13 protein-coding genes are annotated in these 14,761 nt (G+C 29.3%); 10 read left to right on the plus strand and 3 right to left on the minus strand.

The features are described 5' to 3' along the window. A partial coding sequence (locus ACH2CG_RS11875; RefSeq protein WP_395065442.1) for a glycosyltransferase occupies positions 1–749 on the minus strand: 749 nt, incomplete at its 3' end. Positions 750–870: 121 nt separating this feature from the next. Here ACH2CG_RS11875 and ACH2CG_RS11880 point away from each other — a divergent pair. From ACH2CG_RS11880 to ACH2CG_RS11925, 10 genes are all read left to right on the plus strand, one after another. After that, a complete protein-coding gene (locus ACH2CG_RS11880; protein ID WP_395065444.1) occupies positions 871–1,686 on the plus strand; it encodes a hypothetical protein in 816 nt (271 codons plus the stop codon). Then, positions 1,686–2,969, plus strand: a complete 1,284-nt coding sequence (locus ACH2CG_RS11885) for a flippase (RefSeq protein ID WP_395065446.1) — start codon at positions 1,686–1,688, stop codon at positions 2,967–2,969. Before ACH2CG_RS11880 ends, ACH2CG_RS11885 begins: the two co-directional genes overlap by 1 nt. A 24-nt stretch (positions 2,970–2,993) precedes the next feature. Next, positions 2,994–3,806: a glycosyltransferase family 2 protein gene (locus ACH2CG_RS11890; protein WP_395065448.1), complete on the plus strand. Its 813-nt coding sequence runs from the start codon at positions 2,994–2,996 to the stop codon at positions 3,804–3,806. Between the two features lie 36 nt (positions 3,807–3,842). After that, positions 3,843–5,099 carry an O-antigen ligase family protein gene (locus ACH2CG_RS11895; protein ID WP_395065450.1) on the plus strand — a complete coding sequence of 419 codons (1,257 nt, stop codon included), beginning with the start codon at positions 3,843–3,845 and terminating at the stop codon, positions 5,097–5,099. Between the two features lie 3 nt (positions 5,100–5,102). Then, on the plus strand, positions 5,103–6,248 hold the full coding sequence (locus ACH2CG_RS11900; protein ID WP_395065452.1) for an acyltransferase family protein: 1,146 nt from the start codon (positions 5,103–5,105) through the stop codon (positions 6,246–6,248). Positions 6,249–6,285: 37 nt separating this feature from the next. After that, complete coding sequence (locus ACH2CG_RS11905; RefSeq protein WP_395065454.1) at positions 6,286–7,371, plus strand: glycosyltransferase family 4 protein; 1,086 nt, start codon at positions 6,286–6,288, stop codon at positions 7,369–7,371. 68 nt (positions 7,372–7,439) lie between these two features. Then, positions 7,440–8,552 carry a DUF1972 domain-containing protein gene (locus ACH2CG_RS11910; RefSeq protein ID WP_395065456.1) on the plus strand — a complete coding sequence of 371 codons (1,113 nt, stop codon included), beginning with the start codon at positions 7,440–7,442 and terminating at the stop codon, positions 8,550–8,552. Beyond that, complete coding sequence (locus tag ACH2CG_RS11915) at positions 8,488–9,798, plus strand: O-antigen ligase family protein (protein WP_395065458.1); 1,311 nt, start codon at positions 8,488–8,490, stop codon at positions 9,796–9,798. The genes ACH2CG_RS11910 and ACH2CG_RS11915 overlap by 65 nt, the downstream gene beginning before the upstream one ends. Before the next feature lie 13 nt (positions 9,799–9,811). Further along, positions 9,812–10,795 (plus strand): UDP-glucuronic acid decarboxylase family protein, encoded by a 984-nt coding sequence (locus ACH2CG_RS11920; protein ID WP_395065460.1) that lies wholly within the window; start codon positions 9,812–9,814, stop codon positions 10,793–10,795. A gap of 1 nt (position 10,796) precedes the next feature. Continuing rightward, positions 10,797–12,164 (plus strand): undecaprenyl-phosphate glucose phosphotransferase, encoded by a 1,368-nt coding sequence (locus ACH2CG_RS11925; protein WP_395065462.1) that lies wholly within the window; start codon positions 10,797–10,799, stop codon positions 12,162–12,164. On the opposite strand, the gene ACH2CG_RS11930 is transcribed toward ACH2CG_RS11925, so the two are convergent. Both ACH2CG_RS11930 and wecB read right to left on the minus strand, forming a co-directional pair. Next, the gene (locus ACH2CG_RS11930) at positions 12,161–13,345 is read right to left on the minus strand and encodes a glycosyltransferase family 4 protein (protein ID WP_395065464.1); all 1,185 of its coding nucleotides are present in this window, start codon (positions 13,343–13,345) and stop codon (positions 12,161–12,163) included. The two genes, ACH2CG_RS11925 and ACH2CG_RS11930, sit on opposite strands and share 4 nt — an antisense overlap. Before the next feature lie 189 nt (positions 13,346–13,534). Next, positions 13,535–14,632 carry a non-hydrolyzing UDP-N-acetylglucosamine 2-epimerase gene (gene wecB, locus ACH2CG_RS11935; RefSeq protein ID WP_395065466.1) on the minus strand — a complete coding sequence of 366 codons (1,098 nt, stop codon included), beginning with the start codon at positions 14,630–14,632 and terminating at the stop codon, positions 13,535–13,537. Positions 14,633–14,761 lie beyond the last annotated feature (129 nt).

The following is a 14,761-nucleotide window of genomic DNA, read 5'->3' on the forward strand; positions in this document are numbered from 1 at the left end:
TCTTGTGGAACCAATTCAGACAGTGAACCATAAGGTGTTCCAAATACCGGACAACCATAAAATAAACTTTCTGTTATTGCCAATCCAAACGGTTCGTGCCAAAGTACCGGAAAAACCAAACCTTTAGACCTGTTCATTAATACACTTTTTTGGTCATCATTAACCATTCCTTCAAATTTAATTCTTCGGCTTAATGTAAAAGTATTTGGGTGAAATCGATTTCCGCCCAAAACGTGCACTTTTTCGTTATCAGTTAAAAGTACAGAGTTTATTACACCTCTAACATTTTTTACATTCCAAGCAGCATTTCCCAAAAAATGAAAATACGCTCTTTTATAATTCAAATCGGGTTTGTTATACACATCCCAATCTAAACCATTGTAAACAAAACTTTCTGAATTATAGCGATTGGCATGGTTTTTAGAAACAAAAACACAATTGATATTTAATGTTTTTTCAAAGCTAGGATTTCCTTCAATAGTAACAAGATGAGGTTTAGAAATAACTTCCTTTAGGTCATCATCAAATACATGAACGAGTTCAATATGCTCAGGGATTTGTTCATTTATAAATTTAGTGTTGTCATAAATTATAATTTCCGCAAAATCACAATAAGATCCAGTTGGAGCCAAAAACGTAATTGTATGTCCCAATTTATGGAGTTCTTTTCCTAAACACCAAACAACTCTTTCGGTACCACCATAATATAGAGAAGGAATTTTGTTTTGAACAGTAATTAAAATATTCATATTAATTTTTTAAAGGATAATTCTAGCTATTAGATAATGATGTAAACTTAAATATAAACTACAAGACAAAAAAACGATTTTCTAATTTAAATAAATTATTTTTGCTTTTTTTATAGACAATATGAATCCAAAAATAAATGTTATTTTTAGAAGTTGCGATGCTGTTAATGCAGTACACAATGCACCTAGACCATTTGAATTGGATAAAAAAACATTGATAAAAATTTGTTTTAAAAGCCTTTACAATTCCTTGCAAGGCCATAACTATAATATAATTGTTCTTGGCGATAATCTTTCACAAGAAATGAAAAATTTCTTTTTAAAGTTTGACTTAGAATTAATAGAAGGAGTTTTTGGCAACGATGCATCAATTAGAGAAACTATAAAAATTGCCGAAAGATTTAATGATGACGATTGGGTTTATTTTTGTGAAGATGATTATTTGCACAAGAAAGAAGCTTTTGATCAAATAGTAAATCTAATAGAAAATAAAGATTCAATCCTTCCAGGAAAAATTCAATACAAACAATTATTACGCAAAAGAGAATTGACACTTTTTTCTTTTAAAAGATATTTTACTAAACCAAATTTAGTAATCCATCCCTGTGATTATCCCGATAGATATAAATTAAAGTATGCTACTAAAAATTTTATTTTTCACACCCAAAAATCGCATTGGCGTCAAATATTTGATACCACATTTACTTTTTTAATGGAAGCGAAAGAAGTAAAAAGAAATAAAAAAATTCTGATAAAAGCTTCTCGTCGGGCAAATGACAGGTATTTAAGTAAAAATCTTTTTGGTAAATCTTTTTTCTTTAATAAATTGTTATGTGTTTCACCAATGCCAAGTTTATCAACCCACATGCATGTTGAAACAATGTCGCCAATAGTAAATTGGGAAGAATTACTTACAGAATTACTTAAAGAAATTTGATGTTAAAAAAGATAGTTAAAGATATAGATTTAATAAATTTTATTCTAAAAAAAGGAGGTTTAATTTTTCTTTTTAGAATGATTTCTATGACAATAAGCTTTTTTACCACTTGGTACATTTCTACCAATTATGGCGAATCTAACTTCGGTAGATTTTCACTAGCATTGACTGTTTTACAAATGATTTTCCTGTTTTTCGCACTTGGACTACCAAATGTTTTTCTAGCTTTTACAGGCGGATTTAATGATGACAAACTCAAAAAAGGATTTTTAATAAAAGCAACCAAAATTGTTTTAGCTATTTCTATAATTCCAGTTATTGTAACCTATTTTGGCGCTGGAGTAATTGCAAACGAAATATTTGAAAAAGAATCATTATATGTATATTTTCAAATAGTAGCATTTGCAGTTCCTTTTATGATTTTGCATGAAATTATATGTTATTATTTCATTTCTATTAATAAACATTTAATCTATGGTTCGCTACTTTTTGTAGTTCCCAATGTGCTTTTTACGGTTTTTTTAATAGCAACACATCATTATAATTTACCCGAACATTATACTTTTCTAGATTACGTTTTAGCAATTGATCTTACAGTTTTAATAGGTTTTTTTGTTGCCTTCTATAAATGCAGAAAGTTTGATTTACCCAATTTAACGTCAAAAGAAATATTAAGAAAATCGGTTCCAATGATGGTTGGAACAATGTTTTTATTACTTCTTAACTGGACCGACATTTTAATGTTAGGAAAAATGGAAACCGAAGAGAACATTGGCGTTTATAATGCCGCTTTTAAAATTGGATATTTAGCATTATTTTTTATAGCATCAATGAATGTTGTAGTAATGCCAAAAATCTCAGAACTTTTCCATCAAAATAGTTCAGCAGAGATGAAAAAAGTAATCAATAGAGCAACTCAAATTGTTATTGTTTTAACCATTCCTTTAGCATTAGTAATTATACTTTTTAGTAAAGAAATATTAGGAATTTATGGCGAAGGATTTGTGGAAGGAAGCACTTGTTTAATCCTCATCACACTTGGCGCATTATTTAATGCCATGACAGGTAATGTAGATCAAATATTGAACATGACCAATAACCAAAAGTTAGTGAGAAATATATTCTTTGCAGGTTTTCTTTTTAATGTAGCTTTAAATTTATTTTTAATTCCAAAATACGGAATTGAAGGCGCAGCTACATCAAGCTTAATTACCAATATTATTGTAAATATTATTTTTGTATATATCATCAAGAAAAAATTGGGTTTCTATACTTTTATGTAATTTTGCACGAAATAAAAACAAGCAATGCGCCCAGAACTTTCAGTTATTATTGTAAACTATAACGGATTAAACTATTTAAAAGATTGTCTAGATGCGTTGTATGATAAACTTAAAGAGGTTTCTATTGAGATAATTTTAATTGATAATAACTCTAAAGATGAAAGTTGTACGTTTATAAAAAACAACTATCCGCAGGTTAAACTTATAGATTCTAAAATAAATTATGGTTTTGGAAAAGGAAATAATGAAGCTGTAAAGAGTGCTCAAGGCGATTATTTATTGTTAATCAATAACGATACAATTGTGCTAGATTCTTTAAAACCTGTTCTAGATTATCTAAAATCTGACAAAACTATTGGCTGTATTGGCATAAATATGCTAAACAAAAATAAAGAATATCTTCCTGTTGCTGGCGTTTTTCCAAATTTTTCTAATATGTTTCAAATGAGAAAGCTGCTAGAAATAAATAGCGAATTTATATCTGGAAATTTTTCAAAAACAAGTTATAATGTAGATTGGATAAGTGGTTCTTTCTTGATGTTAAAAAAGGAAATTTATCTAAAAATTAACGGATTTGACGAAGATTATTTTCTATATGTAGAAGATGTGGATTTTTGTAAAAGAATAGCAAATATAGGTCTTAAAAGGGTTTTTCTTCCTGGTTATAACTACATTCATTTTGTTGGTTTCAATGCTTCTAAAAAACCACTATTGGTAAAAGGATATGAAATTTATATTTCTAAGCACTTTAATGGGTTTAATAAATTAATAGTTTCTGCGGCATTGAGGGTAAATAAAGTTGTAAAAAAAGTGAAAAGGTTACTTAAACTAGATTAATTCGATTATTTTTGAAAATTAAACCAGAACAATTGAATGAAAATTAATAAATCAAAATTTTACAATTTTATCTTTGCAACCGTTCTGCTTTTACAAATATTTCTTCCATCTTTTAGAACTAATATTTTATTGCAAATGGGTGTTTTAGCACTCTTTTTCACTCTAGAAGAGGTTAAGATTACCAAAGGTTTTTTAAAAATTATTTTACCAATTATTCTGCTTTTTTTGATGGGTTTTTTGGGATTTATAATTCATAGATATTCTTTTTTTAATGCTTTAAAAGACATTTTTCATTCTATAAAACCAATATTAGGACTGTCTATTGGTTATCTTTTTTTTAAGAAAATAAACGATTTTAAACTTTTTGTAAAAACAATTGTCCTCTGCGGATTGATCTCGGCAGTAATCCATTTTGGCATTCTTTTTATAACAGGAAATATTTTTTCGGGATCGGTAAACTCGGTTAGAGAATTTAACAAAGATAGTTTTCTAGAGTTATTTGCACTCTTCATGGCGCTCTATTACAAGAAATTTCAACAGCAAGATTTATTTAGCTCGTCAGTAAATTTTAAAGTAATAGTGTTTTTGTTAACGTTCTCTTGTGTTTTGTATTTTTCAAGAACAATGATAGTTACAGCAATAATTTTGTTTTTTTCTATTAAAGGTTACACGCAAATTACTCAAAAAACCATAAAAATTATTTTATCGTTACTCGTTTTTATAGCTTTATTCTATGCTTTTTTATTTTCAATTAAAATAGAAAGAAATAAGCCAGGACTTGACACGCTTTTGTTTAAAATTAAAATTGCACCATCAGAAATTTTTAAAACTAAAATTGATAGAGAAAACCATAAAGATTTATGGGATCACTGGCGCGGATATGAAGCCAAACGCGCATTTGAATTGATGAGTGATAATCCAAGCAGTTATATTTTTGGCTGTGGTCATGGATCACTTGTAAATCTAAAGTTCTATGCGCCACTGAGCGGACCAAACGATAAAGGAATGAAATTTATCTCTGAATTGCACAATGGATATCCCTATATTTTATATAAAACTGGAATTTTAGGAATGATTTTATACCTACTTTTTTTGTGGCGATTGTACAGATATGCCTATAAAACTAGAACTTTCAATAGCGTTCTTATCTCGTCAATAGGTTTATTTTTCTTTTTTTCAACACTAACCATTACCGGAATTTATAATTTTGGCGATATTGTTATTTTTATACTTGGTGGTGCAATTGCTTTCTCCGAGAAAAATAGTTTAACTATAAATTCTAAAACCCTTTAGAATATGAATCCTTCCAATCCTTTATTTTCAATTATAATTTATGCAATAGCGTTTGCAACCGCTTATATTATTAATTTAAAATTTAAGTTTGTTAACACCTCTGGACGGTATGAAAATATTGATGGATTGAGAGGTTTTCTTGCATTAGGCGTTTTTATTCATCATGCCAATATTTGGTTTAAATATATAAATGAAGGCGTCTGGAAAGAACCTAACTCTAATCTTTACAATCAATTTGGACAAACAAGTGTAGCTTTGTTTTTTATGATTACCAGTTTTTTATTTGTTACAAAACTCTTAGATTCTACCAACAAACCTTACAATTGGAACCGCTTTTTTATTTCAAGAATTTTTAGATTAGCACCAATGTATTATTTTTCGCTGTTTATAATTATAGCATTTGTAATGATAACCAGCAATTTTAAAATTAATGTGGGCATTCCAGAATTTATAATGTCTTTATTTCATTGGTTTGTGTTTACAATTACAACAACCAAATTTATAAATAACAATCCATTAACGGTTATTATCAATGCCAATGTAAATTGGTCTTTACCATTTGAATGGTTATTTTATTTTGCATTACCATTAATTTCTCTTTTAATATTAAAAATAAAACCGCCCAAATTTTATCTAATAATTAGTTTTGGTTTTGTGGCGCTATTTATATTAGTTCACGGACTTGAGTTGCATCACATTAGTTCGTTTATTGGTGGAGCAATTGCGCCAATTTTAATTAAATACAGTTCGGTTAAAAAGAATGTGAATACTGTTTTCTATAGTAGTATAATTGTTATTTGTGTAGCTTTAATTTTATTTTTTAAAACATCAGAAAGTATTTGGTGCAAACTATTAATAGCAATCATTTTCAACATTATTGCACTAGGAAATTCTATGTTTGGGTTATTAAAAAGCTCCATTTTAAAGTTTCTAGGTGAAATATGTTATAGCACTTATTTACTTCACGGAATTATACTTTTTACAACATTTTATTTTGGATTTGGTATGGAAGCATCCAAGCAATTTTCGCAAATTCAGTATTGTTTAATTATATTTTCTATAACACCAATAGTTGTTTTAGTTAGTTTTCTAGGATATAAATTTATAGAAAAACCTTTCATGGATTTATCTAAAAAAATTAAAATCTAATTCATAGATTCGCATTTAAAAAGTATTTTTTCTCTTTATGAAAACAGTAAATATTCTTGTCGATTGTCACGTGTTTGACGGAAACCTTCAAGGTACAACTACCTATTTAAAAGGGTTGTATCAAGAAATGATTAAAGATAAAACCAAAATGTTTTTTTTGGCAGCATTCAATGTAGAAAATCTTCAAACTGTTTTTGGCATTCACAGTAATGTAGTTTACTTGCGCTATTCATCACAAAATAAGTTTTTTAGGCTACTGTTTGATATTCCTAAACTAATAACTAAAAATAAAATTGATTATGCCCATTTTCAATATATCGTTCCGCCCATAAAAAAATGCAATTACATTGTTACTATTCACGATGTATTGTTTTTAGATTTTCCACAATATTTTCCTTTTTTGTACCAAATTAAAAACAAATTTCTATTTAAATATAGTGCCAATAAAGCAGATGTAGTGCTCACTGTTTCTCAATATTCTAAAGAAAAAATTGAAGAACATTTTGGTATTTCAAATGTAAAAATAATTTCTAATGCAATAGATTTAGTTTATTTTGAAAAATATAATAAAGAAAGCGAAGTTCAAATAGTAAAAAACAAATTCAATATAGAAAATTATTTTTTATTTGTGAGTAGATGGGAACCAAGAAAAAACCACCATACCTTATTAAAATCCTTTGTAGAAAATAGTTATTATAAAAAGTATAAAATGGTTTTTGTTGGTGATGATGCTATTGAAAACAAAAGCTACAATCAGTATTACAATTCGCTAGACAATACAATAAAACAACAAGTTGTAAGACTTAAAAACATAGGCTTTCAAGATTTAATTCACCTAGTTCGAGCTTCGTCAGTTTCTATTTATCCTTCTTTTGCCGAGGGTTTTGGCATTCCACCATTAGAAACAATTGCCGCAGGTATTCCTACAGTTTGTTCCAATACAACAGCCATGTCCGACTTTAGTTTTATAGGCAATTGTTTGTTTGATCCTACAAGTATTGAGGATTTAAACTTAAAAATAGAAAATGCTTTAAACGATAATTTGTTGCAAGAAAAACAAAATACAGTAAAGATAAAATACAATTGGGAGTTATCTGCCCAAAAATTGATAGAATTACTGTAAGATAATATTTTCAAAACAATAAAATTTATATAAAAAGACTATTTTTGCCAAGCATAAAAAAGATTTCTATGAAAATTGCCATTCTTGGAACAAGAGGAATTCCAAATTACTACGGAGGATTTGAGCAATTTGCCGAATTTTTTTCGGTTTACCTTGTTGAAAAAGGACACGAAGTTTACTGTTACAACTCGCACAACCATAAGTTTCAAGAAAAAACATTTCACGGTGTAAACATCATTCACCAACACGATCCCGAATATAAATATGGCACTTTTGGTCAGTTTATTTATGACTATAATTGCATTATGGATTCGCGTACAAGAGATTTTGATATTATTTTGCAATTAGGATATACTAGCAATTCAGTATGGTATTTTTTATTGCCCAAAAAACCAATAATTATTACCAACATGGATGGGCTAGAGTGGAAGCGAACCAAATATTCTAGACCAGTACAACAATTTCTAAAATTTGCCGAACGTCTTGCAGCAATTTCTAGTGATTACCTAGTTTCTGACTCCTTAGGAATAGAAAAATTCCTTAAAGAACGGTACCAAAAAGAATCTACTTACATAGCTTATGGCGCTTATCCTTTTACAAATTGTAATGAGAAAACCATTGCGCAATATGGTGTTGAAAAAGACAATTACAACATGATAATGGCGCGCTTTGAACCAGAAAATAACCTAGATATGGTTCTAGAAGGCGTGGCAATGAGTGATGATAAAATGACAATTTTGGTCATTGGAAAACACGATACAAAGTATGGCGAATATTTAAAAACAAAGTATAATGACCACCAAAATATAAAATTTCTTGGCGGAATTTATAATCTAGATCATTTAAACAACCTTCGCTATTATTCTAAATTATATTTTCACGGTCACTCTGTAGGTGGTACAAATCCGTCTTTGCTAGAAGCAATGGCGTCTAATGCATTGATTGCTGCTCACAATAACGACTTCAATAAAGGAATTTTAAAAGAAAATGGCTTTTATTTTTCAAGCCCATCAGAAGTTAAAAATCTTTTAAAAAGTATTAAAAAAAGTGATAACTTGCAGCTAATTCAGAATAACTTTGATGCCATCGTAAACGATTTTAACTGGGAAAAAATTAATGGTCAATACCTACAGCTATTTGAAGAATGTAGTACAAAAGGTAAAACTAGAAATAAAAAATAATCCTTTTATAGTTCTAGTAACTTTAGTCTTAATTACAATTCCGCTTCATTATAGATACAGTAATAGTGCTATAATAGGCTTGTCACTCTACACACTTTTAACGTTTAAAAAAGAAAATTTTGCTTTTAACAAAAACCTGTTTTTGCCCATAGCTTTCTATGGTTTAATGTGTCTTTCCTTGCTTTGGTCTATAGATTTTAAAACATCATTACAAGCATTATCTAAGGAAATTGCGTTTGTATTACTTCCGCTTTGTTTTTTAGTAAATAAGCCAATATCTAAAGAAGATGTAACGAAAGTGCTTCAATATTTTGCTTATTCTTTTCTTGGATATACTGTTTTTTATCTCCTAAAAGCGCTAGTAAAATATTTTTTAAGCGGTGATACCAATGTTTTTTTTTATCACGAATTAGTAACATTTGATGTCAATGCAATTCACGTATCGGTATATATTTCGATAGCATTTTTTTACTTTTTTTTACAAAAAAACAAAACCTTTTTTAACGTATTTGCATGCTTTTTATTGTTACTTTTTTTAGTTTTATTATCCTCCAAGAATGTGTTTGTAGTATTTTTAGCGTTAGTAGTAAGCAGTACATTTTGGATTTTAAAAATAAAATGGAATTCTTTAAAAATTGGCTTATTAGTATTTATAACATTGTTGCTCACAGTAGTTTTTTATGGAAAACTTAAAGACCGATTTTTATTAGAAATACAAACCAATACTACTCAAGAAATTGGCAATAAAGAAACTGCCCAACCAAGCGAATTGGTAAATAACGTTTCTATAAAACAGGCTTGGACTAATGATAAATTTCAATACAATGATTTTTTTCCAGGAACAGCTTTAAGGGTTTATCAATCTAGAATTTTTGTAGAAATGCTACAAGAAAATCCAATTTTCTTTACAGGTTTCGGATTAAATGCTGCTCAATCTAAAATAATTGAAAAAAGAAAAGAGCACAACCTCTATTTTGGATATGATAATTTCAACTTTCACAATCAATATATTCAGGTATTTGCAGAGCTTGGAGTGTTTGGACTACTGCTTTTACTAGTCATTGTCGCTGTATCTGTAAAAAATGCAATAAAAAACAAAGATTTTATCCATTTTTCTTTTGCAATTCTAATGATAAGTTTATTTTTGACAGAGTCATTTCTATCAAGGCAAAGAGGAGTAGTTTTTTTTGTAATGATGTATTGCCTTTTTAATGTCAGAATTAAAGAAACTAATTCTGCAAGTTAACCAAAAACAAAACATGAAAAGAATTTTAATAACAGGTGCCGCTGGTTTTTTAGGATCGCATCTTTGTGATCGTTTTATCGCCGAAGGATATTTTGTAATAGCAATGGACAATCTTATTACAGGAGATTTAAAAAACATTGAACACCTTTTTAAGCTTAAAAACTTTGAGTTTTATCACCACGATGTAACTAAGTTTGTTCATGTTCCCGGAGAATTAGATTATATTCTTCATTTTGCTTCACCAGCAAGTCCTATAGATTATTTAAAGATTCCAATACAAACTTTAAAAGTTGGTTCGCTTGGCACACACAATCTTTTGGGATTAGCAAGAGTAAAAAATGCTAGAATTCTTATAGCATCAACTTCAGAAATATATGGTGATCCATTAATTCATCCACAGACAGAAGAATATTATGGAAACGTAAACACCATTGGTCCAAGAGGCGTTTATGATGAAGCTAAGCGTTTTCAAGAATCAATAACAATGGCTTATCATACTTTTCATGGTGTAGAAACTAGAATTGTTAGAATTTTTAATACTTATGGACCAAGAATGCGATTAAATGACGGACGCGTAATTCCGGCATTTATTGGGCAAGCGCTTCGTGGAGAAGACTTAACTATTTTTGGTGACGGAAGCCAAACAAGGTCATTTTGTTATGTAACCGATCAAGTAGAAGGAATTTTTAGACTTCTTCATTCCGATTATATTTATCCGGTAAATATTGGAAATCCAGACGAAATTACAATAAAAGATTTTGCAGACGAAATTATTAAACTTACAGGAACAGCACAAAAAGTAGTTTACCATCCTTTGCCAATTAACGATCCTTTACAACGTCAACCAGACACTACCAAAGCCAAAAATATCTTGGGTTGGGAAGCAAAAGTAAATAGAGAAGAAGGAATGAAATTGACATATGATTATTTTAAGTCACTTTCTTCAGAAGAACTATTGAAAGAAGAACATAAAGACTTTAAAGGATACATTCATTAGTATGGTTGCCCAGCAAACAGGAAGATATTCTAAATATATTAGACCAATAAGCATTGTCTTAGATGCATTGGTAATTACCGTTTTAAGTTTGTATTTCTTTAGAGATTTAAAACTTGATTTGGGATATTATTTATTGTATCAAACACTTGCTTGGATTTTAATTGCTTTCTTAGTGAAATTTTATGAAGTATATAGATTTACAACACCTGTAGAAATAATATCTAAATTGATAAAACAGTTTAGTATATTTCTATTGGTTATTATCGCCTTTTTTCCATTTGCAAAAACAGTCATTTTCAGCGGAAAAGCCATTGCAATATTAATGACAATTAGCTTTATTTTAATTGCAACGATAAAATATTTTTTGTTTTATTATTTAAAAAAGTACCGAATAGTTACTAAAAATAATTTTAGAAATGCATTAATAATTGGTTACACACCCGAAGCAATTAGGCTTAAAGAAGTTTTTGAAAACCGACTAGATTTTGGATATCGTTTTCAAGGTTTTTTCTCAGATAAAAAACAAAATCCCGAGGTAAAAGGTAGGGTTGAAGACATAAAAACATTTGTAATTGAAAACAAAACCGATGAAATATATTGTTCGTTGAATGAAATTTCAAATGAAAAACTTAAGGAATTAGTTGAATTTGCAGATGATAACAACAAAACAATAAAATTCATTCCAGACACAAAAGAAATTTTTTCTAAAAATCTAAAAATAGATTATTATGAATTATTTCCGGTTTTATCACTTCAAAAAACACAACTCCACAACCCAACAATAAAAGGAATTAAAAGAGGATTTGATATAGCTTTTTCAACGTTTGTAGTGGTTTTTATTCTTTCTTGGCTAATTCCTCTAATTGCAATTTTAATAAAATTAGAATCTAGAGGACCAATATTTTTTAAACAAGGACGACCAGGACTAGACGAAAATGAATTTTTTTGCTATAAATTTCGTTCCATGCAGGTAAACGAAACTACCGAAAAAGAAGCCTCCAAAAATGACCCACGTGTAACCAAAATGGGTAAATTTATGAGAAAAACAAGCATTGACGAATTACCCCAATTTTTCAATGTTTTGCTAGGCGATATGTCAGTCGTTGGACCAAGACCTCACTTATGGTCGCAAAATAAATCGTATGCTAGTAAAGTTAAAAAATACATGGTTCGCCATTATGTAAAACCAGGAATCACAGGTTTGGCGCAAGTAAAAGGATATCGTGGCGAAATTGAAACTGATGACGATATGATTAATAGAATAAAATTTGATGTTTTCTACATAGAGAATTGGTCAATAGTGATGGACATAAAGATTATTATCCAAACGGTTGTAAATATTTTTAAAGGAGAAGATAAAGCCTACTAAAAAACGCCCTTTTCAATTAAATAATTCATTTGATTGTCCAAATTAAATACTTCTTTAGTATCTTCAAATATTCTTTTTTTCATTGCATCTAATTCCGATTTACTTAAAGATGAAATAGTTTTTAGCTTTTCATTCAAATCGCTATAATCTTCAACTGATGCAACCCAACCCAATTTATTTTCTTCCACAATAGTTTCGCTTTCACCGCCACCAAAATACAATATTGGAAATCCAAGTGAACCATATTCGAAAATTTTAGAAGGAACCGAACCGTAAATCCGAACTTTGAGCGGAACAATGGCAACGTCAAATGATTTCAATTTTTCGTGCAAATCATTGCGTTCCATCATGCCGTGAAAGAAGATTTTTTTACCTTTTTCACTTGAAATTAAAGCTTCTATTTGATTTTTTTCGGCACCATCGCCAAAGAGATGTAATTCTATATTTAATCCTCTTAATTCTATTTTTTCACACAACTCATAAACGCCTTGAGCAATTCCTAAAAGACCAGCATAAAAGATTTTTATAGGTTGATTTTCTGCTGTAATTAAATCTAAATTTTCAATTTTATGATCTGGAAAATTTCGGTACAAATAACATTTTTTATCTGTAAATAATGATTTAACATGCGTTATAATTTCATTAGATTGACCAATAATTATTGTTGCTTTTTTATAAATAAAACGTTCTAAAAACAACGAGAATTTATGCGAAAATGAGTTTTCTTTTAGCGCTTTCAATTCAATTGCCGCCAATGGCCATAGATCTGAAATATTGAGAATTATCTTTTTATTTTTTAATGAAAGCACAAAAACAGAAATGAACGAAAGCAATAATGGAGGCGACTGAACGACCACTTTTTGAGGCGTTTTTTTAAACAATAAATAAAAAAATAGACTCAACGAAAAAGACAAAACCGAAATAATTCTAACAATCAAATTTTTGCTCACACTAGGATAAATCCAAAGTCGTTTTACAGTAATATTATCCCGATTTTCAGTAACCGAAAATTTACCTTTATACTCAGGAAACAATTCGCCTTTAGGATAATTTCCTAACGGACATAGTACTAAAACTTTATAATTATTTTGATGTAATTTCAAAGCCAATTGCTCAATTCTATTTGCAGCAGCGCCTTTTTCTGGCGGATAATAATTGGATATGATTAGTATTTCTTTCATTTATGCTGAATTTATTTCAGCATCTGCTGAACTTGTTTTATTATAACTTTCTACCTCAAATTACACTAATTTTCACTAATTCTGAACGCTTAATTATTTCACTAATTTTAGAAATTTCCATAATAATAAATTCGTGTTGTTAGAAATCGGAGCATAATTTTAATGACATTTACTAGTTATAAATTTATGCTAATTAGTGAAATTCGTGGCTAACAAAATAGCAACAATTCGTTCCGATGCTTTTCCATCCCAAAGTTCAGGAATTTTATGCTGACGAGAGTCAGTATCTTTCAATTTTTTATAAGCATTTTCAAGATTTTCAATAGAAATTCCAACCAAATTATTAGTTCCAATTTCAATAGTTTCTGGTCTTTCGGTTGTGGTTCGCATTGTAAAACACGGAATTCCCAAAACTGTTGTTTCTTCAGAAATCCCACCAGAATCGGTAATCACAGCAAAACTATTTTTAATTAAATACATAAAATTCAAATAACCTTGCGGCTCAACAAACAATATATTTTTCAAATTCAAATTTATTTCGCCCAAAATCGCTTTCGTTCTGGGATGAATTGGAAATATTATTTTTTTATCGCCAACCATTTTATCAATTCCTTCCAATAAATCAATTAACGATTGTTCTTCATCAACATTTGATGGTCGATGCAAGGTCAAAATGATATAATTTCCAGTTTCTAAACCAAATTCCTTCCAGAAACTTGGTGCAGAAATCCTGTCTAAATTCTGATATAAAGTATCAATCATTACATTTCCAACAAAATGAACATTAGAAGATTGAACTCCATTTTTCAGTAAATTTTCAGATGCTGAGGTTGACGTTGTAAAGAAATAATCGGTGATACTGTCGGTTACAATTCGGTTAATTTCTTCTGGCATGGTCATGTCACCAGAACGAATTCCGGCTTCAACATGAGCTACTTTTATATTCATTTTCTTGGCTACGATTGCACAAGCCATGGTCGAATTTACATCGCCAACAACTAAAACTAAATCAGATTGATTTTGAGTTAATTCTTTTTCAAAAGCCACCATTATGGCGCCAGTTTGCTCGGCTTGCGATCCACTTTTTACTTCCAAATTAGCATTTGGATGCGGAATATTCAACTCCTCAAAAAAAGTATCACTCAGATTTTTATCATAATGTTGACCTGTATGAACCAATCTAAAAGAGAGGTTTTCTTTTTCAATTTGTCGCTTTTCAATCGCTTTTATAATGGGTGCGATTTTTATAAAATTTGGTCTTGCGCCTGCAATTATGGTTATTTTCATAGTAATGCTGAACTTGTTTCAGTATCTGTTAATTTATTTCAGACCCGAGAGTTTGCTCGAACTGGCGAAGCAATCTTTTCATCATCTGAATTATATTGTCAATCTCGTTTCAGTATCTTTTGAATTTAA

The organism is Flavobacterium sp. (assembly GCF_043778725.1).
In the GTDB taxonomy this organism is placed as follows: Bacteria; Bacteroidota; Bacteroidia; order Flavobacteriales; family Flavobacteriaceae; genus Flavobacterium.

Coding starts and splice junctions, on each gene's coding strand:
- ACH2CG_RS11920 (WP_395065460.1), top strand. CDS start 9,812: ATGAAAAGAATTTTAATAACAGGTGCCGCTGGTTTTTTAGGATCGCAT.
- ACH2CG_RS11885 (WP_395065446.1), top strand. CDS start 1,686: ATGTTAAAAAAGATAGTTAAAGATATAGATTTAATAAATTTTATTCTA.
- ACH2CG_RS11880 (WP_395065444.1), top strand. CDS start 871: ATGAATCCAAAAATAAATGTTATTTTTAGAAGTTGCGATGCTGTTAAT.
- ACH2CG_RS11890 (WP_395065448.1), top strand. CDS start 2,994: ATGCGCCCAGAACTTTCAGTTATTATTGTAAACTATAACGGATTAAAC.
- ACH2CG_RS11925 (WP_395065462.1), top strand. CDS start 10,797: ATGGTTGCCCAGCAAACAGGAAGATATTCTAAATATATTAGACCAATA.
- ACH2CG_RS11900 (WP_395065452.1), top strand. CDS start 5,103: ATGAATCCTTCCAATCCTTTATTTTCAATTATAATTTATGCAATAGCG.
- ACH2CG_RS11895 (WP_395065450.1), top strand. CDS start 3,843: ATGAAAATTAATAAATCAAAATTTTACAATTTTATCTTTGCAACCGTT.
- ACH2CG_RS11910 (WP_395065456.1), top strand. CDS start 7,440: ATGAAAATTGCCATTCTTGGAACAAGAGGAATTCCAAATTACTACGGA.
- ACH2CG_RS11915 (WP_395065458.1), top strand. CDS start 8,488: ATGGTCAATACCTACAGCTATTTGAAGAATGTAGTACAAAAGGTAAAA.
- wecB (WP_395065466.1), bottom strand. CDS start 14,632: ATGAAAATAACCATAATTGCAGGCGCAAGACCAAATTTTATAAAAATC.
- ACH2CG_RS11905 (WP_395065454.1), top strand. CDS start 6,286: ATGAAAACAGTAAATATTCTTGTCGATTGTCACGTGTTTGACGGAAAC.
- ACH2CG_RS11930 (WP_395065464.1), bottom strand. CDS start 13,345: ATGAAAGAAATACTAATCATATCCAATTATTATCCGCCAGAAAAAGGC.